We start from the raw sequence: 20,145 nt of genomic DNA, 5'->3' as shown, positions 1-20,145 counted from the left end.
TCCACGGTGAAGTCCCGTCGGTTCGGGCGCATCATCGCGTTCCCGGTGCACCACGTTTCCGAACATCTTGCCACGGTCACCACGCTGCAGCCGGCGGCGATCTGATGGCAACGGTGATCCAGGTCAGCGAGACGCGCTTCATCGCCGGCGACCCCGTCGAGGTGCTGCCCATGGGCTACCGCTGGTGCTCGTGCTGTGGTGGCAGCGGGCTCGAGTACGGGTTCGGTGATGAGCTCGACGTCTGTGGCGGCTGCTGCGGGTCGGGCGTCGGGCCTCGCGTTCACCCACTCGCGCCAGTACGTGCCTAGATCCCCCTGATCTGATCGTTTCTGCCTCAACCTAGCCAGTCGGCATAAGAGGGGGCTAGTCCATGCATTCGAATCCGACTTACGTTCAGGGTTCCGACGATTCCTTGGGGGTTCCTGTGCAGGAGAAGCTGAACGACGAAGCCGTACCGGATGCTGAGCGACGGGCCAAGCTCGTCTGGCAGCCGAACGCGGACCGGCTCGCGCTCGAGATGTTCGCCGCGTTCCAGCGCGGCAAGTCGCTCGCTGAGACGACGATCGCGAACCGCGGCAGCATCCTCCGAGCCCTCCACAGGACGACCGGGCGCGCGCTGCTCGAGCTCGAGCTCGTCGACATCCGCCTCTACCTCGGCCGGCCCGGGGTGAAGGCGACCACCAGGCGCACCGAGCGCAACGCGATCATCGCGTTCTACCGCTTCGCCGTCGACGACGGTCTCCGGTCCGATGACCCCACGCTGCGCCTCGCGAAGGTGAAGGTTCCGCGCGCCGAGCCGCGGCCATTCAACGCAGACCAGATCGACCGGCTGCTCGCGTCGGGCGCGTACCGGCGCACACGCGCGATGATCCTCCTCGGCTACTACCAGGGCTTCCGCGTCTCGTCGATTGCGCGCGTGCACGGGCACGACATCGACGTCACCGGCGGAACCATCAGCACCGTCGGGAAGGGATCCAAGGAGCGAGTGCTCCCCCTCCACCCGGTCATCGCCGAGCTGGCCGAGAAGATGCCGAAGCACTCATGGTGGTTCCCCGCACGCGGCAGCCGCGGTGGCCACATCCGCCCAGCCAGCGTCACCGACCTCATCACGAAGGCGAAGCACCGCGCGGGGATCCACGACGAGCTGCTCACGCCGCACTCGCTCCGCCACGCGTTCGGCACCGACCTCGTCGAGAACGACGTCGATATCCGCGTCGTGCAGGAGTTGATGATGCACGAGAGCCTCGCGACGACGCAGATCTACACCCGCGTCTCCCAGCGCCGGCAGTCCGAAGCCCTGCAGGCGCTCCCCCACCGCGACATTCCGGCCGCCTCACGGCGAGGGCGCGCGGCCTGACCCGGTAGGCTCTGGGTGGGCGATTGGCGCAGCGGTAGCGCAGCACCTTTACACGGTGACGGTCGCCGGTTCGATCCCGGCATCGCCCACCCACATCAGGCGCCTACTGGCGTCGAAGCTTCAACCCCGCGAGCAGCAGCCACGTGGCAACCCCTGCCGCGGCGATCGCGAAGACCGCCGGTCCCCACGCACCGGGACGACCCATCGCGTATCCAACGACCCCGTTCAGCAGCTGCAGCACGGCGAGCGCGTAGATCACCGATGCCCAGATGATGTGGCCGGTGCCGCCGCGTTTCGTCGGCTGAGGGGCCTGTCGTTGATCAGTCCACGCTGTGCCGTCCCACCAGCGGAGCCTCGCGGTGTCGTCGGGGTCGAGGTACCAGCCGGCGGGCGTTGGAGTGGCCTGCTGCGGTGCGGGATCCGTCATGGCCAGGGAGTCTACGGTGTGCCACGAGGATCGCGCGTACCCCATTCGGGCGGGCGTAGACTCCGGCCATGGATGATCTACTGGCGACGGAGCCGAACTGTCCGAACTGCGGGACTCGGACAGTCGTTTCCGTGGGTCTCTACGTGTGCCGGACGTGCAAGGTGCCGGTGCATCCTGCGGTCGACCTTCGACCGTAGAATCGTTCCAACATCGCGCGGGCCGGCGCGCTCCCCCACTCGAGGAGCACCCCATGGCCCAACCCGAACCCCGCTGGCATCCGATCCTCGCCGCTCGGGAGGGCCCGGTCGGGACATGGCGGATGATCGATACCCTCGGCGCCGAGTACGGCGTCATTCGCCTTGTGCGCGTCGCTGGGACGCCCGTCTATGTCGCGACGATGCGTGGCCAGGACATCGGCTCCGGCAACTCGCTGCGCCTCGCCTGCGAGCGCGTGCATGCGGCGTTCCTACAGTCGGGGCAGCCTGGCGGCCGGATCGGTTGGGAATCGGAGACGGCCGCCGACCGTCGCCGAGCATGACGAAAGCGGCCCCTCCCACCGAGGTGGGAGGGGCCGCTCGGTGCCGTCGTTCAGCGGCGTCGGTGTGTGAGGTCCGCGTTGATCTGCTCGGGCGTGAGCTGGAGGCGGTCACCATAGGCGCGGGCGAGCTGCTCGCCGGGTGGGAGTGCCGTGACGTCGTTCGGCGTGGTGCTGGCGGTCCCGGCGTCCTTCATCCCGACTTGCTGCAGGGTGGCGGAGACGCCGGTCGGCTTCCAGATGCCGAAGTGCATGCCGACGGCGACGAGGAACATGCCGAGCGCGATCACGAGGCCGGTGCCGAGGTCGTAGGTGACTCCGGCTTCCACGGCGGCGAGGAGCTCGGTGAGGAGGCCCGTGACGGCCGCGAGCGCGGCGAGGAGTGTTGCTCTTCGGCCGGGGCTGGTGACGGTATTCGTGACGAGGCCGACGAGCAGCGGCAGGATCGTGGAGACGATCAGGCCGAGCACGAGGGCGGGCGGGAATGCGAAGGCGAGTTGCATGGTGCTCCTTATCGGGGGTAGCCCTCCGGCCAGTCCGGCGGGGGTGGTGGCTTGCCGTCGTAGATGTGTGAGCGGAGAGCGTGAGCGTGATCGCGGTAGGCGTCGCGTTCGCGCATGAGTTCGTGGTTGCGTTGTTCGAGGCCGGTGATTCGATCGTCCATCGCGTTCGCTCGAGCGTCTTGGGCTTCGCGGTGCCGGGTGAGTTCCTCCTGCAGTTGGTCGATGAGCAGCTGAGCCTGGGTGTTCTCAGCGGCCTTCGCGGTCGCCGCGGCCTGCTGGGTGGAGGTGAGTCGAGCTGTGCGGGCTGAGATCACATACCCGACGATGAGACCGCCGGTAGTGAGTGCGATGCCACCGAGCGACATCAGGCCGGCGAACAACCACTCCGTCATGCGGTGGTCCCCGTTGGATTCGGTCGAAGGCGGTTCACTCGGCAACGAACCGGACGGAGCGGATCGCGTCGACCACGTCGGCCTTGGTCAGGCCCTCGTCTTGGTCGGGGATCGCGGCGACGACCGCGGCGACGATCTCCGCCTTGAGGGTGTCGGTGACGATGCCCTTCAGCTGCTCGGCGAGCTGCGCCTCGTCGACGTCAGCGCCGAGGGTCTTCGCGAGGGCGGTGATCTGGTTCGAGATGTGGGGCAGGAAGTCGAACGGGTACCCCGGCACGGTCAGGCGCGCCTGGATGTTCTCCACGGCGGCGAGCGTCCGGAGCTCGAGCCGCTGAGTGTCTCCCGCGAAGCTGAGCAGCGCGTCGATCTTCGCTTCCTGTGCAGCGGTCATGATGTCCTCCAAAGGGGTTCCGTTGTCGCCAGCGATGTCGCTGCCGAAGTAGTCCTGCGGGTCGACGGCGGCGCCGTTCACCCAGTACTCCTGGTGGCAGTGCACGTACCACCCCGAGGTGCCCCACGGCCCGCCGGTGCGGCCCATGGTGCCGATGTGCTCGCGCTGCTCGACCTGCCTGCCATTGACGCCGTAGTAGGCGTCAGCGTGCGCGATGCGCGAGTACGACCCGTCCGGGTGCACGATCTTGGCGAGGTTGCCGTATGTACCCACCCACGACCACGTGAGCCACCCCGCGGCGGGGGCGTACAGCGCCGTCCCGCCGCCCCAGCCGATATCGATGCCGACGTGCGGGAAGCCTCGCCCGATCTGCTCGCCGTGGCCGGTGTTGATGTTCCCGCGGGCGGCCTTGATCAGCTGCATGGTGCACCCCTCTCAGTACCCGACTGCGAGCCAGGTAAACGCGCGCGCCCAGGTGTTCGTGCTGCCCAGAATGAGCGCGCGGAACTGGGTCTTGTCGAGCGTGTCGAGGGCGATCGGGTTGCCCGTCGCGTTGTTGACCGGCGCCCCCGATAGTGGCGTGATCGACACGTGCAGGCACTTGCTCGGGAACGGGGTCGCGAAGGTGATGACCGGGAAGTACTCGTTGCCGAATGCGACTGACGTGCCGCCCGTGAACGCCCCCGTCTTCATGATCAGTCCGTTCGGGAGATCGATCGCCGCCGCCGGGTCGATGCCCGCGACCGCGGCGCCCGGGTTCGCCTGATTCGCTGCGGGCCCGCGCACGACCCAGCCGCCTGCGGCGTACACGTACGTCCGCTTGTCGGTCTGGTCGTAGAACTCGAGCCCGTCCACGAGGATCGCCCCCGCGAGCGCGTTGCGTTGCGCGGTGGTGCCTTTGAGCCGATTGCCACGCTGCACGACGAGGTCGCGGAGTCGGTTCAGGTCGGCGACGGTCTGCGGGGTGGTGTTGAACTGCGGTGCGCCTTCGGCGCCGGCTCCGTCGACGTATCCCATGCGTGTGGCCCTTCTCTAGGCTCGGTATTTGATGCGGAGCGCCCCGGACTGGCCGTCGGCGCCGAGCGAGGCGAACTTGTTGTACCCGCCGTGCACGAGGCCGACGCCGTTCTGGCCGCCGCCGTACTTCAGCGAGTCGATCCACGACGTCGGCAGCGCAGCCCAGCCGCTGCCGCCGACACCGATCGGCGTCGTTCCCGAGTACGACCCGTCGGTGGGGGTGCCGGAGACGGCCTTCTGCTGCCAGGGGTGCATCCCGAATCTCGGGGGTGAGCCCTGCAGTTGCACGACCGGGAGGTAGATCTCGAGCGACAGCCCGACGGCGGATGCCGGGACGGTCTGCCAGATCTTGTCGCCGTAGAACCACGCGCCCCAGTTCCCGTCGGACGCCCACACCTGGTCCTGCCACCACCGCGACTGGTACGAGCCCGCGTCGACGGCGTAGAACACCTCGGTGCGTTCGGCGGTGCCGCTGCCGCCGCCTGGGACGACCGGCGGCGGGGCGGGTGACGTGGACTTCACGCCGATGATGTGGAACCCGCCAGAGGCCAGGAGCTTCACCTGCTGACCCGCCGACGGGGCGGTGCCGGTGTACGTTGCCGGGACGTTGCCGATCTCCGTGGAAACGGTCGCGATACCTGCCGACACCGACACGACCGTGCCGTCGGCGGGCCGTGGCGCCGACGGCCCCAGAAGGTATGCCACACCGTCGATGACGACGACCCAGACCGTGTCTCCGAGAACCGGCATCCATGCCGTCATGAAGTGAGCCGGCACGCGTCCCCCGTCGAACTGGACGAGCGCTCGGAGCCCGTCCAGCCCTTGGTAGGTGCCCGCGACCGGTTTCACCGTCGAGCTCGCCCCGATGAGTCGGAGGAGCACGTCCGCTTCGGTGGTCATGGGACCTCCACGGTCAGCTGTTGCGTGGCACGTGCGGATCTGTCGATCGACACGATCCGGCCGGTGAGTACCTCGCCACCGGGGCGTTCGATCTCGACGACGTCGCCCCGCTCGAGGCGCGGGTCGAAGGTCATCTCAACGGGCAGTACACGCGCGCGGGGAACGGACACCTGAGCCAGGGTCGACTCAGCCCACGCCTGCGCCTGATCCCGAGTTGTGACGAACTCGCTCGACAGATACCGGGTGCGTTGCCCGAACGGTGACCGTGAACCGTCCAAGTTCTTCACCCGGAGCGGGCCCGAGGTGAGTTCCGCGATCGCGAGGATGCTGGTCTGATCCGATCCGGTCGCCCGCACCACGACGCGGTTGTACACGCCGGACGGAGACATCGCGTCACCGACCTTGACCAGCTGACCGCGAGGCCCGCGCCGGAGACGAGCGACCGCGGCCGGCCACACCTTCGGGCGTGCAGCGAGCGCACCGTCTGCCGTCGTGTGCGGGATCGCGTCAAGGATGACGTCGCAGAGGTCGTAGATCGCATCCAGCCGCGATTCCGGATACAGGATCGTGCGAGTGATCGGCTTGTCCTCGACCGCGCGCACCAGCTGCATCCCGCTGATCCGTCCGAGCTCGTCCCACGCCGACGCCAGCAGAGACGGCGAGGTCGGCACATCGAAGTCGTCACCCTGCACGCCGGCGAGTTGTTCCTTGAACTCGAGCTCGATCGTCGATCCGGTCGTGATCGTGCGCCCACGGAACGCCATGCTCTCGTCGCGCGCCGAAGGGACATCGGTGATGTCGAACACGCCGAACGCGACACGTTCACGGAAGGGGCCGGCGACGACGTTGGAGTAGACACGGAGCTTCGCACCGAACGGGGCAAACGCATCGGTGATCATCCTCGGCGTCATCGACGCACCGAATGTGTCCTGCCACACCACGCTGCAGGACCCCGACTGCTGGATCTTCGCGCCGCCATCTTCACGCAGGCGTGGATCCGTGATCGGGATGTCCTGCAGGCGACGCTCCCCGTCGTAGAGGAGGTCGGCCGACCAGTAGTGATCGCCCGACCCCCCAAGAACTGCGTCTAGTTGTGCAGACGTGAACCGCATCGGCCTACTCCTTCAGCGACAGGGCGTCAGAGATCGCCGCACGCACCGCCTCCACAGGCAGATCGACCAGCACCGTGAATCGGACCGTCGTCATCGGCGCGTTGACCAGTTCGATCTCGAGCGATCCCGGCTCGACGCTCAGCTCCTTCAACCCGGCAGCCTCGGCGATGACCTGCTCGAACTCGGGACCGAAACTCAGCTGCGCCACAAGAGCCCCTCTCAACCAGCAAGACCGGCGAGCGCGTAGGCCCGGTCTCGGTCGGTGTATGTTGCCCAGCCCGCGTCTTGCGCTGCGTAGTCGCCGAAGGCGTCCAGGTCGTCGTATCTGAGGAGTGGCATCACGAGCCCGGGGTGGGGTGGCTCGACCTCGGTGAGGGTGCCGATGAACTGCACGTACGCCCCACCGACTTTCACCGAGACGTCTTGCTCGGCGAGGTCATCGCTGGAGGCGAAGAATGTGCGAGGCCAGCGGACGGGTGCTGAGGTGCGGATGCAGAGCACGCCGAGCTGTTCGACTTCGTAGGAGCCGAGGATCGCTTGGAATGCATCCATCTGCACGCCGAACGCCGAGATCGAGATGGGCACTTTCGTGAGTCCCCGTCGGCGTGAGCCGATGCGGCGAGCCACCGATGCGCCCTCGACGTAGGTGAGCTCGCCTGGCGTCTCCCGGTAGAGGGTGGCGCCGCTGCCGTCGTCGAGCTCGACCTGCGTTGCAACGAGGGGCTGCAGGGGTTGGTGGACCCAGGTGCCGTCCACGTTGAGGACGACCGACGCGGAGTCGGTGTAGCCGAGTCTGGTGCCGGCGGCATCGTAGAGCTCGGCGCGATACGTCGCGGTCGACTTGAGCGGGCACTCGAAGTCTTGGGCGGCCACGCCCGGGGCGACGTCGACACCGCCGCGCACGAGCCAGGTCCGATCCTCGGAGGTGCGGATCATTCGCAGCCTCGCGACGGCAGGCGGCAGGTCGACGGGGAACACTTCCACCCATGGGTTGCCGGTGATTTGGGGGGTGAGCGTCACGGTGGAGTCGTAGTAGAGCTGCGTCGAGGCATCGACCGTTCCGGACCAGACGGCGGTGTAGTCGGTGGAGGGGGCCCGGTAGCTGATCGCAGTGTCGGTTCGCGTGAACGCGACGGTGTCGACGTAGAACGTGTCGCTGATCGCCGGACTTCCGGCTGCTGTCCGCGACACCTGCAGGTCGACCGAGGCGGTGCCCGCCGGCGCGAGGGCACCATCGATCGTGAGCGTCTTGATGTCACCCGCCGCGAAGGCCGTCGCGGTGCCCGGCACGGTGCCGGTGACTGTGCCGAGCGTTGCTCCCGCGGTGTTGTAGAACACGATCGCGGCCTGGATGGTTCGTGCCTGCGCCGACCGAACGGCGAGCTTCACCGACCATTTCTGCCCGGCGGCCGCTGCGGGGCGGTCCGCGTTCGGCAGACCGATCGTGCAGATCGTCGCGGCCGTGGCGACCGCCTTGTGCGACTTCGACCCGAGCACGGGCCATCCGGCTGCCGTGTCAGTCGATATCGACGGGGTCGCAACGGCACGCGAGACGCGCGCCGCGGCACCCTCACCGGAGGGGTTCTTGTCGTGCTGGATCGTCTGCACCGCTACCCCCGATATCCGTTCTCGAGCGCCACCTGCTGGCGCCTACCGTTCCGTTCGATTTCGAGGGTGATGATGTCCCGGATCGGCATATCCGTTCGGTTCGTCACGTGCACCGAGATCGGCGACTCGGCGACTAGAGTCCCCATACCGGTGACGACAGATCGATCGGCCACGCGAGCACGCCCGACCGTGGCGATGTCGGCTGCGGTGCGGTCGTGTAGTCCGCGCCGCCAGGCGTAGACAGCGTCCTGGCCGCCGAGCGCGTCGACGTCGCCGGTGGTGAGTACGTGCTCACCGGGTGCGAGGAGGCGCCACACTGAGTCGACGCCCTTGGCTCCGGGCCCGTGCACGGCACCGCCAAGCGCCATGCCGGGTCGCCCGGAGCCGGATGCGCTGCCATTGAGGTCGGGCATCGTCGCGCGGGTGATGATGTCGATGACGCGCTTGTGGTTGTTCGCGATCAGGGCGTCGATCTGTTGCTGTGCGAGCTCGATTCCGGATACGCGCACGGCGGTGCTGATCTCACCCGGGGTCGCGAGCAGCTTGTCGATGTATTTCTGCGCCGCCTCGCCGGTGATGCCGTACTGCGCGAGCTGGTCGACGAGCGCCTGGCGTCCCCGGTCGAGTGCCGCGGTGGACTCGTCGATCGAGCCGCCGTTCTCGAGGATCGCGGCGGCCGAGTTGTTCGCGGACTGTGCGATCGCGTCGAGCGCGGCCGCGTTCTCGCGTCCGGCCTCGGTCGTGATGTCGAGCGAGGGTGCGAAGCCTTCGAGGGTGCCGTTGGCTTCCTCGAAGGCGGCCCGCTGCCGGTCGACGGCGGCCGCGGCGTCGTCGACTGCTGATTCGAACTCGCGGGCGGCGGAGTTCGCGTCGAGCTGGGTGTTGCCGAAGCCGCGGATCTGGTCGGCGAGGTCGGAGATCTTCGTCTCGGCGACGGATGCCTCGTCGCCCATGCCTGCGAGGTTGACCGTGTTCTCCGCGGCCTTGTCGCGCATGAGCTGCGCGGCGATCGCGCCGTCGCCGACGGCGAGGTTGAAGAGCTCCTGCTCCGTGAGGGTCTCACCCTGCGCGCCGGCGAGCGTGCGAAGCGCGGCTTCGTAGTCGGGGAAGGCCTTGAGGGCGAGGCGGATGCCCTCTTCGCCGCCGCCCGCGGCTTCGACGAACTCGGCGAATCGCTTGGTCGCGCCCTTGAGGTCGCTCTCGGCCATGGTGCCGAGCTGGCGGCCCCACGCCGTGAAGCGTGCCTGGTTGTCGAGGTACGCCCCGTCGAGATCGGTCAGGCCGAAGGCGAGGCCGTCGACGGCGCCAGCGATGCCTTGGGCGAAGCGCTGGCTCTTGGTGAAGTCGCCGGAGTAGAACTGCTCGAGGCTGGTGCGCAGCTTGTCGCTCGACCAGGTCGCCCAGTCGAGCTGCTCGACGAAGTCCTCCACGCCACCAGCCTGGAATGCGGCGTCGAGTGCGGAGGCCTTGTCGGCGGTGAGTTCGACGGTCGCGTTGGCGGATGAGGCCGCCTGTGCGAAGAACAGGAGGGTGCCGGCGAGCCCTGCGCCCTTCCCAAGCCGCTTGCCGAGCGAGAGACCGGTGGCGTCGAGTCGGCGCATCGCGGCGCGGGTCTGCTCGAGTGCGGGGATGACCTTGAGGGTGGCGCCGGTGAGCAGCAGCGCACCGCCGGTGAGGAGCGCGAGGACGGTGATGGCGCCCTGCACGGGTTCGGGGAGGCCCGCGAACCCGGAAACAAGGCCGCTGGCGGTCTGCGTGAGGGTGCGGAGCACGTCGTTCGCGCCGGAACCCTGCTTGATCATCGCGGTCTCGAAGGCGCCGCCGAGCTGCTCGAGGTCGCCCTTGAGGTTGTCCATCTGGATGCGGGCGGACTCGGCGGCGTAGCCGGCGTCGTTGGTCTCGTCGATCCAGGTGCCGATGCCCTTCGCGCCCTGTTCGTAGAGGACGGACGCGGCGCGCACGGCGTCGGAGCCGAAGATGATCGACATGGCGGCGTTGCGCGCTTCGGGGGTGAGGTCAACCATCGACTCACGCAGGTTGCCGGCGAACTGCTCGAGGCCGATGAAGTTGCCCTGGGCGTCGTACGCCGAGATGCCGAGCTCGTCCATCTTCGCCTTGGCTTCGGCGGAGGTTGGCGTGAGCCGCTGCAGCATCGTCTTGAAGGCGGTACCGCCGTCGGAGCCCTTGAGGCCGGCTGCGGCGAAGGACGCGAGTCCGCCGGTGGTCTCCTCGAGGGTGAGGCCGGTCTGGGATGCCACGACGCCGGTCTGGTCGAGTGCCTGCGCGAGGTCCTCGACGGTGCCCATCGCCTTGCCGGCGCCGGCGGCGAGCAGGTCGGCGATGTGCGGGACATCCTGACCTTTGAGTTTGAACTGGACCATCGCGGTCGCGGCGATCTCGGCCGCGCGGGCGACGTCGAGGTTGCCGGCGGCGGCCAGGTCGAGGGCGCCGTTGAGGCCGCCGTTGAGGATGTCGGTAGTGCCCACGCCGGCGCGGCCGAGTGCGTCGATTGCGGCGGCCGACTGTGTGGCGCTGAACTTCGTGCGGGCGCCCGCGTCGAGCGCGGCGTCACGGAGCAGCTCGAGCTCGGCAGCGGACGCACGGGTGCCGTCCTGGACGAGCGACATCTGCGCGTCGAACTCGTTTGCTGCCAGGACGGCGGCGCCGAAGGCGATGCCGCCGGCGACGCCGACGCCGAGCATCCGGTTCGACACCTTGTCGAGCGCGGCCGCGGCGCCGCGGTCGCGGCCGATGATGTCGAAGATCAGCGACTTAGAAGACATCGGTGGCCTCCTCTCGGGCGGCGAGGTGCGATCGAGCGGCGCCGACATAGATCAGCCACCCGTCGACGGGCAGCTGCCAGACGTTGAGGTAAGTGATGCCGGGGAAGAGTCGCGAGACGACGGCGATCCATTCGTGGACCGATACCGCCGCGTCCGCGATCAGGTCTGGGGCGCGACGGGCGCCTCGCTGGGGGCTTTTGGGGCGTCGTCCTCGTCGGCCGAGCCGAGGGTCTCGTTCGAGATCGTGTTGAGGCTGATCGAGGCGGTCTCGACGTACGGCATCTCGGGCTGGTGCGGGAGGAGCACAAGCCACGCGATCGCCCGGTACAGGAGAACGTCTCGGTGCGTCTCGACGAGGCTGAGCGAGGTCGTCGCCTGCATGACGCGCACCAGGTAGTCGCGCACGTCGGCGAAGGTGAGACCCGTGCCGTCCAGCTCCTCGCGCGTCGCGCGCTCGAGGTCGACGAACCGCTGCAGCGGCGTCTTCGTGAGCAGCTCGTCGACGGGCGTCCGGTGCTCGTCGACGACGTAGAAGATGCGGGCGTTCATATGCGTCCTTTCGCGCCGATCGCGTCGACGGCTTCTTGGATGGCCGCGGTGATCTCCTCGGCCAGGGCGCGGCTCATCGCGGCGCGGATGGCGGTGCCGAAGTAGGGGCGGCCCTTCTGCTGCACCCACGTCCAGTCGGTGCGGCCGTCGCCGCGGGCGTAGACGGGGTGGCGGAAGGTGGCGAGGTTGTAGACCTTGAGGAGGCCCTTGTGCTCTTCGGGAAGGTTGCGCGAACTCGTGACGACGCGAGCGCCGGCGGCGTTCGTGCCGCGGAAGGAGACGGTGACCTTCGTGGCGGCGATGAGTTCGGCGCGACGGGCCTTCTCGTCGGGGCCGCCGTCGGGCGAGCTCTTCTCGAGCTCCTTGATGACGGCCTCGCGGGCGATGTTGCCGGCGTTGCGGATGCGCTTCATTAGGGCACGCTTGAGCGCGGGATCGAACTTCTGGAGCTCTCTTCCGAAGCGGTGCCACTGCTGGGGGTCGATGGCGATCCGGAAGCCGCCGGCCTCGGGGATGGCCATCGACCCCTCCCCCCGCCTAGATCGCGGTCTCGGCGGTGCGGACGACGACGTAGACGGGCTGTGCGCCGGCCTTCTGCAGGCCGGTGAAGCCGAGCTGCAGCTGAATGGGCTGCCCGTTGTTGTCGGTCGGGATGTCTCCGTCGAGGCGGATGAGCGGCACGACGAGCTGGATGACCGGGTTGATGCCCGTGCCGATCGTGCTCGGGTGCGTGAAGGTGAGCAGGAGTGCGAGGTCGGTCTGCGCGAGGAACGCGTCGCGGAGCGCGTTCGACGTGTAGTCGACGGTGAGGCTGCCGCTGATGGTGAGCTCGCCGAGCAGGCCGGGCTTGCCGATGAGGCCGCTGCCGCCGAGGTAGCGGCGCCCGGCGCTCATGCCGTTGTCGATCGTGACGGTGAAGTCGGTAACGTCGGCGAGGACGCCACCGGTCTGCGTCGCGAGGGCGGTCGCGGTGGGTGCGGTCAGGGTGCCGCCGACGACGATCGCGCCGTGCGTGAACGAGTAGAGCTCGCTGGCGGTCGGGAACGACGGGGTGACGAAGGCCTGGCCGGTGTCGAGGTCCTTGCCGGCCCACTGGGTCTGCAGCGACGGGATGCCGCCGGCTGCGATCGCGAGGGTGAGCGCGGTGGCGTACATGCCGACGAAGCTGTGCGGCTGGGCGGCACCGCCGACGAACGGCAGCGACTTCTGGATCGTGTACGACGAGACCGGGTCGCCGGCGGCCGGCGTGAAGAGCTGCTGGTAGGCGGTGTTCGCGGGGATCAGGGTCGAGCTGCCGATGCCGAGCACGGCTTCGAACAGGGCGCCCATGCCCTTCGTGAGGAGGTCGGTCGTGAAAGAGCCGGCGACATCCCAGGCGGTTGCGACGCGGCGGTCGCCGCGGCGGACGCGCTCACCGTAGCGGCGGCCCTGGCTCGTGGCGATCGTCGGGGACTTCTTGAAGCTCTCTTCGGTGAACTCGAAGAACTTGTCGGGCGCGAGGTAGGTGCCGAACGTGCCCTCCTTCTTCATGCCGACGGCGGAATCGAAGACGGTGGTCACTGGGGGTCTCCCTGCTCTTCAGCGGCGGTTGCCGGTTCGGCGATCGCCGCGCCGGCGATCGGGTCGGTCAGGGTGACGCCGTCCTCGAGCACGGGCCACTCGACGGACTCGACGAGCTCAAGTAGCTGCTTCTTCGTCGCGCGCGACGGGACCTCGAGGCCGCGCTCGGTCGCGATCGCGCGGAGCTCCTTCGGACTGAGCTCGCTGATCGGCTTCGCAGTGACGACCTCGGTGTAGAGGTCGGAGTGCAGGAGCGACTCGGCGAGCGCGTCGTCGACGTCGAACGGTTCGTTGGGTTCGACAGGGTTGAGGAGGCCGGCGATCTGGAGTGCGCCGGCGGGCGAGTTGTGGATGAGGGTGCGCATGGTCGCTCCTAGGCGGTCTGGATGCGGGCTTGGGCGGTGAACGTGACGGTGAGCTGCGTCATGCGGCCCTTGCCGACAAGCTCGGGCGGTGTGCCCTCGAGGAGCACGTTGGTGACGAAGCACCAGAGCACGAGGCCGCCGAGCTCGGTGTCGGACTTGCGGAAGTGGTTCTCGATGCGGCCGAGTACTTCGAACGCTCGTTCCTGAGTGACGCGCTCTTGCTCGCGGCCGCCGGCGCGCCAGATTGAGATGATGAGCTGCTGCTCGATGGTCTCGTCGCGGATCCGGCGCGGCCCCATGGGGCCGATCTCCTGGGATGCCTGGGCGTCGGTGATCGAGATGATGTCGTCGGCGATCGCTTTGCCCGGGTGTCCGAGCACGACGTCGACCTCGGGCTCGGCCTCGAAGAGGATGGTGGTGGTGTCGTATGTGGCGATGCGGACGGCGCCGACGCGGGAGTACTCGGCCATCAGGTGCTCCTCATCCGAACGAGCTGGTGACGGCGTCGGGGCGGCAGAGTTGGAGTACTCGGCGCGGGATCGCGAATCCGGATGGTGTGTTCGTCATCGGTTCGTCGCTCGCTTCGACGCCGACGCCGGGGCGTTCGTTGCCTTGGCGGTCCTGCTGCCACCAGAACGCGACGAGCACTCGCGTCGCGAGCTTCACGTTCGCAGGCACGGTGCGGCCTACTGTGACGGTGACCGCGATGTTCCGGATGCCTGGTGCGAATCGGCGGCGCTGCTGACGGGTGCCGGCGTAGACGATTCCGGTCGTGGGCGATGCGAAGTAGTCGTCGATCGCGACGTCGTCTTCACGTACCTCGGTGACCGTGGCGACTGCCGTCGGCAGCTGGACGCCCGTCTTGCCGCCGTCGCGCTCGTACGTCTTGGTCGCGTTCATGAGCGGCCCGACGATCTCTTCGATGACCGGCGTCGCCGCGTCGATGTAGCCCTGCAGGTCGACGTCGTCGATCACGTTGTAGCCGCCGGTACGGCCGCTCATGATCTGGTTCTTGGCCTCGTCGAGGGTGATCAGACCGGCCATACCGGCCACCTCCTTCCGGCGCTACTCGCCCGTGTCGTCGCCGGTCGAACCGCTCGACTCGCCGTCGCTGTCGCTCTGCTCGTCGGCGGGCGCGCCGTCCGGCTCACCGGCGGTGCTCTGCTCGCCGCTGGCCCCGGCGGCGTTCACCTGGTCGGCGCGGGTGAGGGCGTCGACGTAGTCCTGGTGGGATCTGCCGTCGGCGGTGATGCCCCGGTCCGCGGCGATCTGCTTGAGGTCGCGGTAGCTGACGCCGTCGTAGGGGTTCGCGTTCTCGGGCGTGGTGCTGGCGCCGTCAGCCGCGGCCGCCTGTCGCGCGGTGCCCGCTGCCTCGAGCGCGGCGCGCTCCGCAGCGAGCTGTTCGTTGACGTCCTTCGCGCGCTTCGTGTTGCCGTAGCGCTTGTAGCCCTCGAGCTCGGCCTCGAGCGCTTCGATGGTCTGCTGACGTCGGCGGGCTTCGAACTGGGCCTTGGATTCGGCCATGATGATCTCCTTCGTTCGTCGGTGGATGCGCTGAGGGCCCGGCAGCGCGGCGCTGCCGGGCCCTCAGCGGGCGGATCAGAACGTCGGCGCGATGAGGCCGGTGCCCGAGATCTTCTGGGCGTGGGGACGGCGCTCCGCCGTGAAGGCGTAGTAGCCGTAGACGACCAGGTCGATGTCGAGCTTCTTGACCTGCTCGGCGCGGATGAACATCGGCGCGTTCGGGTCCTCCCAGAGGTGGAGCTCCGACTGGGCGCCGGAGTAGATCTCGTCCTGGTTGGTGCCCGCGCCGAGGTTCGTCGCGATGTTGTTGTCGACGATCACGGGCGTGCCGTTCGGCAGGACGCCGCGGAACCCCGCACCGTACCGCTCCCCGTAGTTCTCGCCGACGTGCTGCGCGGCGACGCCGGGCTGCCCGAACAGCGGCCACTGGTTCGAGAGCTGCGCCTGCAGCCAGTACCAGCGGCGCGAGTGCATGACGACGATGGTGTCGCCGAGCATCGCGGTCAGCAGCGCGGCCTCGACCGCGGCCGACGCGCCGATCAGCTTGGGGTACAGCTCGATCGCGGTCGGCGCGCCCGAGGTGTACGTGAGCGGCGTGGCCACGTTGGTGAGACCGATCGTGGCCTTGTTGAGGAGCTTGCCGTCGAGGTTCGTGGCGTAGGCCGAGAACAGGTCCTCGACGGTCGTGTCCTCGACGCCGATGCCGCGCTCGACGCCCTGGCGGGAGAGGGTCTGCGAGCCGGCGGCCGTCGCGATCGGCACCGAGAGCAGGGTGTCGTCGATGTCGGTCTCGCTGACCGCCGCGTGTTCGGCGGCCTGGTCGTCGGCGCTCGTGCCGGTGGTGACCTTCCCGATGTACGCGGTCATGCCCGTCTCGGGCAGGTCGTGGTGACGGCAGGCGTCGGCGAACGGGCGGCCCGCGCGCGCCTTGGGCGCGTACAGGTCGGTGAGGTACTGCGGCACGACGAGGCCGGAGAAGTTGCCGGTGCCGGCCGCGCGCTCGATGAGGGGCGTACCCGCTCGCTCGCGCTCGACGCGCTCCTCGTCCATGTGGCGACGGAGGCGGTCGTTCGACATCGTGTCGTTGCGGAGGAACTGCAGGGCGACGTCGCGGGCGAACTGCTTGCCCTTCGGGTCGTTCTCGCGCATGTACGTGCGCGGCTCGGCGACGACGCGCACCTCGGTGCGGTCGACGCCGGTCGCGGTGCCGCGTGCGGCCGCGGAGCGCTCCTCGACGTCGGCGGCCTCTGCGGCGCGGATCTCCTCGATCTGCGTGTCGAGCGCCGAGATCTCGGTCGCGAGCGAAGCGCGCTGCCCGATGATCTCGAGCGAGCGAGCGTCCTCGACGTCGGTGAGGCCGCGGGCGGAGTCGGCCTCGGCCGTCGCGACGATCGCGGATGCCTCTTCGCCGAGCGCGGCACGCTTGGCGACGAGGGCGGCGCGCGCGGCGGCGCGCGCTTCGAGCATCTTCTTGAAGTCCACGGTGGGACTCCTTCCTCCCGGCATGGCCGGGTTCGTGTGCGCGTGCACGGCACTCTTCTGGCGTCGCCGACCGGCATCTGCGGTGGGCGAGGCGTGCGCGGTTCCGTCAGGCCGGATGGCCTGCCGGTGGTCTATTCGGAGAGGGAGAGCCGGAGCTTCGCGAGCGTGAGGCTCGAGCCGCTGCGCTCGGCGGGCGACGCGACGTCGTCTCGGTGGGCGTCCTGCCGGGTCTGTCCAGGGAGCGCCCGTTCGAGGAACGCGAGCTTCGCGCGTGCACTGATCGAGGTGTAGGGGTTCGCTCCGAAGTTCACGGCGGAGACGTCGCCGCGGTCGAGGTCGACCTCGGTGATCGAGTACGTCGTGTAGTCGGGGTTCCAGTTGCCGGCCTTGATGCGGAAAGCGAAGCTCATCTGGTCGACGGCGCCGTCCTCGATGGCGATCACCAGGTCCTTCACGTCCTGCCGGGTCGGGTTGAGGAAGGCGGTCTGGGTGAGGTCGCCGGCTTCGTTGGTGCCGAGCTCGAGGGTGCCGGCCTTGGTGCGCGCCATGGTCATGCCGCGGTGGTTGAGGAGGAACGCGACGTCGGGGTTCGCGGCGAGAGTCTTGTCGAAGGCGCCCGTCGCGACCTGCTCCTCGTAGGGGCCCCAGAAGTCGTACATCTGGTACCAGGTGTCGACGACGCTGGCGGTGCCGTCGAGCTGATAGAAGTCCTTGCCGTCGCGCTTGACGGTCGTGGCGCGCAGCTGCGCCTGGAAGGCGTTGTCGCGCTGCTCGGCGAACGGGGCGCGGGTCGGGTCGCTGCTGCAGGCTGCGCGGCGGCCGTCGACGTCGGCGGTGAGGGTGTTCATGCGGGATCTCCGTTCGCGGTCGGCTTCTGAGTTCGGTTGGGGAAGAGTCGGTCGAACTCGTCGAGCTGCTGTTCGGTGAAGGGCTGGAGGTTGAGCTTTTCGCGCGCCTCGGAAGGCGTCCGGAGGCGGTCGCGAACCTGCTGGCCAAGGACCTTGGACTTCGTCTCGGGGTCGAGCTGGAGGATTGCGTCGGTGTTGAAACGCACGAACCGATCAGCCGACATCAGCCGGCGCGAGAGTGTCAGCTCGCGGCGCCGTACCGCGGGCCAGAGGTTCATGATCAGGAACTGGAGATTGCGCTGCGTGATGTTCGCGTAGGTGAGTGCTTGGCCCGCGATTGCGAGGTCGATGAGGTCGGCGGGTACTCCGATGAAGCGGCTTGCCTCGAGCGCGGAGAGCTTCTGGGTCTCGAGGAACTGTGCTTCGTTTGCGAGCGCGTTGAGGGTGGAGTACTCCCAGTCGTTGCCGGTGACGAAGACGTCGCGGTTCTCGATCGCGAGCTTGAACTTCTCTTTGACCTCATCGGGCTCCGTACCGGTGAGGCTCTTGCCCTTGTTCCGAAGCACGCCGGACGGGACGGTTCCGCCGTTCGTGAACCACTCGATACCGAATTCCTGCGCGGAGAGATAGAAGGCGATCGAGGCGGCCGCGTACGAGATCGGTGAGAGGCCCATGACGAACCCAGGAAGGCGGTACTGCCGCTCGTGCCAGATCTTGTCGTTCGGAACCTGCTTGCTGTTCACCCAGTAGCTGTGACCGGGCTCACCCTCGGCTGGGTGCTGGACGGGGCGCACGGCGACGTCGCGGTGGTCGAGCAGCTCGATGACCTTCGGCCGTTGGTTGGCATCGACCTCCCGGATGAGGCCGAACGCATTGCCGACCCGGTCGAGGTCGTACTGCGTGGCCCACAGCCAGGCGTCCATCGACCAGTCCTCATCGCCTCCGGGGCTGAGGAGCACGGGGGTCTTCGGGACCTCGATGTCGAAGCCGCCGACCTTGCGGTAGGCGTCGAGCGGCATCGAGGAGACGAGGTCGGCGCGGAGCCGGAGGGATGCCCACACTGCGGAGTGGGTAAGCGCCTTGTCGGCTGTGACCGACATTTTCCCGACAGTTCGCCCGCGCGGGGGGAAGACGCGGTCGTCGCTGAACTTGACTCCGCGGAAGAGCAGGCTCATCGCTTCGCACCTCGCTGGATGAGGTAGCTGAGGCCGATCAGTGCCGCGCCGCCGACGATGATGCCGGCGGGGAGGAACATCAGGGCGACGCCGTAGGCGATCGCCGCGGCGCCGGCGAACTCGAGGACGGTGGTCAGTGTGTCGGTCGCGCGGACGCGGGAGCGGGCCACGGGCACCTCCTAGGCGATGGAGTCGAGCAGGTCGTACTCGGCTTCGGCGGAGATGCGGAAGCCGCGCTGGGCGACGGTGCAGGCGACAAGTGGAGAGAGGATGGTGGTCGACTTCTTGCGGTCCCAGACACGCGCGTCGCTCCTGGTCGACCAGTCGGCGCCGGCGATCGCGTCGCGGAGGTCGTCCTGGCCGTCCGCGAGGTGCACGGTCGTACCGTCTTCGAGCCCGTCGGAGTAGTCGCCGCAGGCGGCGGCGTACTCGGCGCGGCCGAGCATGATGAGCTCGATGTCTGCGTCCTTGAAGTCCTGCTCGAGGGTGGCCGCGGCGCCGCCGGCGACGCAGTAGACGCGGCGGCGGTACTTCGGGTAGCGGTCGAAGATGTCCTCGAAGTAGGGCACGATCCAGTGGGTGCTGCGGCGGTGCGTGACCAGCTCCGGGAGCGAACGCCCGTCGGTCGAGACGCCAGCCCACGCGACGGACGCCCAGGAGCGGTCGTTCGTGACGTCGAACGCGAACTCGCGGCGCCCGTCGATTGAATCGACGACGCCGGCGTCGCGCCACTTCTCACGGGTGATGACGATCCACTGCGAGAGGAGGTCTTCGGGCTCGACGTTGCAGTACGCGCGTTCGAACCCCTCGAGGCCCTGGTCGGGGTCGGCGAGCATTGTGAGGTACTCGGTGCGGAAGCCGGCGAGGTCGATGGTGATGTTCGAGGCCGGGTGGTGGCGGGCGACGTACTCGGGGTTCGAGGGGTCGTAGTCCGGGTCGGAGCGATCGGCCGACCACTCGAAGTAGCAGATGCCCTGCGTGGTGTCCTTCGCGATCGCGAGAGACCGGCCGAGCTCCCACTTGCCCTTCCACCACTTGGAGTCGCGGGTGCCGGCGTTGGAGTAGATCCACGCCTGGGGCTGCTGACGGGCGATCATCGTCGGGTTCAGGCCCGACTCGATGTGGCCGTTCTCGTGCCCCCACGCCTCGTCGTAGTGCACCAGGTCGTTCGACTGCGACGGGCCCGATTTCTTCGTAACCGAGATCGGCCGGTATTCGCTGCCGTTCGAGAAGGTGAGCGTCGGTACGTTGTTGCCGCCGCGCTTATGCACCCGGCCCTTGCCGAGGATGCCCTCGAGGTCGTTCGCCTGGTCGGACCACTTCTTGAAGGCGTCCTGCCCGGTCTGCGCGGTGTAGATGATCTTCTGCGGAACACCGATGATGTTCCGGAAGGCGATCGCGCGGTGCACGGTGACGGCGTTGGCGAGCGTTGTCTTGCCTGCCTGCCGCGGGATCTTGAAGATGACGGTGCGGTAGGCGAGCTTCCCAGTCTCGGGGTCGACCTCCAGCGCGACGTCGACGACGAGCTGCTGCCACGGCATGAGCGGGGTGCCCATCGCCGCGGCGATCTTCCCGACCTCGGGGCCGTAGGTTTTCCGTTCGGGAGAGCGAGGCGTC

At 68.4% G+C, this 20,145-nt stretch carries 24 protein-coding genes and 1 tRNA gene; 3 read left to right on the top strand and 22 right to left on the bottom strand.

Translation table 11 applies throughout. The features are described 5' to 3' along the window. The first annotated feature begins 424 nt into the window (after positions 1 to 424). Both ACFVTX_RS18275 and ACFVTX_RS18270 read left to right on the top strand, forming a co-directional pair. Positions 425 to 1,357 carry a tyrosine-type recombinase/integrase gene (locus ACFVTX_RS18275; RefSeq protein ID WP_386902684.1) on the top strand — a complete coding sequence of 311 codons (933 nt, stop codon included), beginning with the start codon at positions 425 to 427 and terminating at the stop codon, positions 1,355 to 1,357. A 17-nt stretch (positions 1,358 to 1,374) separates the two neighbouring features. After that, a tRNA-Val gene (locus tag ACFVTX_RS18270) sits at positions 1,375 to 1,446 on the top strand. A gap of 14 nt (positions 1,447 to 1,460) precedes the next feature. Here the strand turns inward: ACFVTX_RS18270 and ACFVTX_RS18265 are convergent. Beyond that, positions 1,461 to 1,784: a DUF2510 domain-containing protein gene (locus tag ACFVTX_RS18265; RefSeq protein WP_386902682.1), complete on the bottom strand. Its 324-nt coding sequence runs from the start codon at positions 1,782 to 1,784 to the stop codon at positions 1,461 to 1,463. 250 nt (positions 1,785 to 2,034) lie between these two features. On the opposite strand from ACFVTX_RS18265, the gene ACFVTX_RS18260 reads away from it, so the two are divergent. Continuing rightward, positions 2,035 to 2,322 (top strand): hypothetical protein, encoded by a 288-nt coding sequence (locus ACFVTX_RS18260; protein WP_386902680.1) that lies wholly within the window; start codon positions 2,035 to 2,037, stop codon positions 2,320 to 2,322. A 50-nt stretch (positions 2,323 to 2,372) separates the two neighbouring features. Here ACFVTX_RS18260 and ACFVTX_RS18255 read toward each other — a convergent pair whose 3' ends face one another. From ACFVTX_RS18255 to ACFVTX_RS18155, 21 genes are all read right to left on the bottom strand, one after another. Next, entirely contained in the window at positions 2,373 to 2,822 is a 450-nt protein-coding gene (locus tag ACFVTX_RS18255) for a hypothetical protein (protein ID WP_386902678.1), read from the bottom strand. An 8-nt stretch (positions 2,823 to 2,830) separates the two neighbouring features. Further along, on the bottom strand, positions 2,831 to 3,202 hold the full coding sequence (locus ACFVTX_RS18250; RefSeq protein WP_386902676.1) for a hypothetical protein: 372 nt from the start codon (positions 3,200 to 3,202) through the stop codon (positions 2,831 to 2,833). 46 nt (positions 3,203 to 3,248) lie between these two features. Beyond that, positions 3,249 to 4,028 (bottom strand): M23 family metallopeptidase, encoded by a 780-nt coding sequence (locus ACFVTX_RS18245; protein WP_386902674.1) that lies wholly within the window; start codon positions 4,026 to 4,028, stop codon positions 3,249 to 3,251. A gap of 12 nt (positions 4,029 to 4,040) precedes the next feature. Then, entirely contained in the window at positions 4,041 to 4,622 is a 582-nt protein-coding gene (locus tag ACFVTX_RS18240; protein WP_386902672.1) for a hypothetical protein, read from the bottom strand. Between the two features lie 15 nt (positions 4,623 to 4,637). After that, complete coding sequence (locus tag ACFVTX_RS18235; protein WP_386902670.1) at positions 4,638 to 5,522, bottom strand: hypothetical protein; 885 nt, start codon at positions 5,520 to 5,522, stop codon at positions 4,638 to 4,640. Further along, on the bottom strand, positions 5,519 to 6,634 hold the full coding sequence (locus ACFVTX_RS18230; protein ID WP_386902668.1) for a hypothetical protein: 1,116 nt from the start codon (positions 6,632 to 6,634) through the stop codon (positions 5,519 to 5,521). The genes ACFVTX_RS18235 and ACFVTX_RS18230 overlap by 4 nt, the downstream gene beginning before the upstream one ends. A gap of 4 nt (positions 6,635 to 6,638) precedes the next feature. After that, on the bottom strand, positions 6,639 to 6,842 hold the full coding sequence (locus ACFVTX_RS18225; protein WP_386902666.1) for a hypothetical protein: 204 nt from the start codon (positions 6,840 to 6,842) through the stop codon (positions 6,639 to 6,641). 11 nt (positions 6,843 to 6,853) lie between these two features. Continuing rightward, positions 6,854 to 8,242, bottom strand: a complete 1,389-nt coding sequence (locus tag ACFVTX_RS18220; protein ID WP_386902664.1) for a hypothetical protein — start codon at positions 8,240 to 8,242, stop codon at positions 6,854 to 6,856. Positions 8,243 to 8,244: 2 nt separating this feature from the next. Next, positions 8,245 to 11,025: a phage tail tape measure protein gene (locus tag ACFVTX_RS18215; RefSeq protein WP_386902662.1), complete on the bottom strand. Its 2,781-nt coding sequence runs from the start codon at positions 11,023 to 11,025 to the stop codon at positions 8,245 to 8,247. 159 nt (positions 11,026 to 11,184) lie between these two features. Next, positions 11,185 to 11,574 carry a hypothetical protein gene (locus ACFVTX_RS18210; RefSeq protein WP_386902660.1) on the bottom strand — a complete coding sequence of 130 codons (390 nt, stop codon included), beginning with the start codon at positions 11,572 to 11,574 and terminating at the stop codon, positions 11,185 to 11,187. Then, the gene (locus tag ACFVTX_RS18205) at positions 11,571 to 12,095 is read right to left on the bottom strand and encodes a hypothetical protein (protein WP_386902658.1); all 525 of its coding nucleotides are present in this window, start codon (positions 12,093 to 12,095) and stop codon (positions 11,571 to 11,573) included. Before ACFVTX_RS18205 ends, ACFVTX_RS18210 begins: the two co-directional genes overlap by 4 nt. Positions 12,096 to 12,111: 16 nt before the next feature. Beyond that, a complete protein-coding gene (locus ACFVTX_RS18200) occupies positions 12,112 to 13,134 on the bottom strand; it encodes a phage tail tube protein (RefSeq protein WP_386902656.1) in 1,023 nt (340 codons plus the stop codon). Next, a complete protein-coding gene (locus tag ACFVTX_RS18195; protein WP_386902654.1) occupies positions 13,131 to 13,499 on the bottom strand; it encodes a hypothetical protein in 369 nt (122 codons plus the stop codon). Before ACFVTX_RS18195 ends, ACFVTX_RS18200 begins: the two co-directional genes overlap by 4 nt. A gap of 8 nt (positions 13,500 to 13,507) precedes the next feature. Further along, the gene (locus ACFVTX_RS18190) at positions 13,508 to 13,969 is read right to left on the bottom strand and encodes a hypothetical protein (protein WP_386902652.1); all 462 of its coding nucleotides are present in this window, start codon (positions 13,967 to 13,969) and stop codon (positions 13,508 to 13,510) included. Between the two features lie 10 nt (positions 13,970 to 13,979). Next, positions 13,980 to 14,543: a hypothetical protein gene (locus ACFVTX_RS18185; protein ID WP_386902650.1), complete on the bottom strand. Its 564-nt coding sequence runs from the start codon at positions 14,541 to 14,543 to the stop codon at positions 13,980 to 13,982. Positions 14,544 to 14,564: 21 nt separating this feature from the next. Further along, positions 14,565 to 15,023, bottom strand: a complete 459-nt coding sequence (locus ACFVTX_RS18180; RefSeq protein WP_386902648.1) for a hypothetical protein — start codon at positions 15,021 to 15,023, stop codon at positions 14,565 to 14,567. A gap of 75 nt (positions 15,024 to 15,098) precedes the next feature. Next, positions 15,099 to 16,505 carry a hypothetical protein gene (locus ACFVTX_RS18175; RefSeq protein ID WP_386902646.1) on the bottom strand — a complete coding sequence of 469 codons (1,407 nt, stop codon included), beginning with the start codon at positions 16,503 to 16,505 and terminating at the stop codon, positions 15,099 to 15,101. 131 nt (positions 16,506 to 16,636) lie between these two features. After that, positions 16,637 to 17,353 (bottom strand): HK97 family phage prohead protease, encoded by a 717-nt coding sequence (locus ACFVTX_RS18170; protein WP_386902644.1) that lies wholly within the window; start codon positions 17,351 to 17,353, stop codon positions 16,637 to 16,639. Next, positions 17,350 to 18,453, bottom strand: a complete 1,104-nt coding sequence (locus tag ACFVTX_RS18165) for a phage portal protein (RefSeq protein ID WP_386902642.1) — start codon at positions 18,451 to 18,453, stop codon at positions 17,350 to 17,352. Before ACFVTX_RS18165 ends, ACFVTX_RS18170 begins: the two co-directional genes overlap by 4 nt. Positions 18,454 to 18,524: 71 nt before the next feature. Continuing rightward, positions 18,525 to 18,698 carry a hypothetical protein gene (locus tag ACFVTX_RS18160; protein WP_386902640.1) on the bottom strand — a complete coding sequence of 58 codons (174 nt, stop codon included), beginning with the start codon at positions 18,696 to 18,698 and terminating at the stop codon, positions 18,525 to 18,527. Positions 18,699 to 18,707: 9 nt separating this feature from the next. Further along, positions 18,708 to 20,084, bottom strand: coding sequence for a hypothetical protein (locus tag ACFVTX_RS18155; protein ID WP_386902638.1), 1,377 nt, complete (start codon positions 20,082 to 20,084; stop codon positions 18,708 to 18,710). Positions 20,085 to 20,145: the final 61 nt, after the last annotated feature.

This window comes from Agromyces sp. NPDC058136 (genome assembly GCF_042884375.1).
Taxonomy (GTDB): Bacteria; Actinomycetota; Actinomycetes; order Actinomycetales; family Microbacteriaceae; genus Agromyces.
Note: the sequence above shows the minus strand (reverse complement) of the source record. Positions and strands in the feature narration are given on the sequence as shown.